This window comes from Pseudomonas sp. EA_65y_Pfl1_P113 (genome assembly GCF_963970525.1).
In the GTDB taxonomy this organism is placed as follows: Bacteria; Pseudomonadota; Gammaproteobacteria; order Pseudomonadales; family Pseudomonadaceae; genus Aquipseudomonas; species Aquipseudomonas tritici.
The window spans coordinates 1-766 of record NZ_CAXAQM010000145.1 but is presented as its reverse complement, the minus strand read 5'-3'; the positions used below and the strand labels follow the sequence as shown (position 1 = coordinate 766).

General features: G+C 64.6%; 1 protein-coding gene and 1 pseudogene. Both read left to right on the top strand.

Going from position 1 to position 766, the window contains the following annotated elements:
- Positions 1–265, top strand: a 265-nt coding sequence (locus AACY52_RS28775; protein ID WP_339561137.1) for a hypothetical protein, incomplete at its 5' end; no start/stop codon positions are given.
- A 121-nt stretch (positions 266–386) separates the two neighbouring features.
- Positions 387–766: pseudogene (locus tag AACY52_RS28770) on the top strand (hypothetical protein); the annotation flags it as partial.

Genomic DNA, 766 nt, shown 5'->3' with positions numbered 1-766 from the left:
CGAGCTTCAATCGCAACGTGAGGGCGCCACTGAAACGGCCGCTGGCGAGGCCGATCGCACACGCGCCACTCTTCATGACGCGATAGCCAAGAACATCGCCCTCGCGACACATAATGCCAGCCTGCTGAAGCGCGCTGTCGAAGCCGAGCAGCGGGCGGAACGGCTCGAACGCCGCAACGCGCAACTCGTGCAGGAATTCGATCGGATGCGCCGGCCCGTTCCGATCCGCACCAACGCCGGAGCGCCCGATCCCTCTGTTGCCTGAAGGCGGTCACGCCCTAATCGGGCGTCATGCAAGGGGAGAGGGTGAAGGAACGACGGAAATGCGAGCTTTGCGAGGCCAATAAGACAGGTCGATCCAGACCTAATGTTCGCTCAAATGGAAGGTGGCGCCGCAGGATGCCTTCCTCAAGCGATGGGCGCCAGCTCAGGCCGCATGGGCGCGCGGGCAGAAGGTGACACGCCTGATCGGCTATGACGCATCCCCTGCCGACACGCGCCGCTATGCCCACGCCTCAGCTATCGACGACCCGCTTTTCAATTGTCGTTATCCGCTGCGCGAGTGGAACTGGACGCGCGACCGTTGCATCGCTCGCATCGAAGCGGCCGGTCTGCCGGTCCCGCCCAAATCGAGCTGCTTTTTCTGCGGCGCGATCCGGCCCGATGAGGTGCGTGCGTTGCCGCAATGGTGCCTGCGCCTGATCGTCCTCATCGAAGCGCGGGCCGAACCGCGCCTTCGCACCGTCGAAGGTCTCTGGCGCCGGTC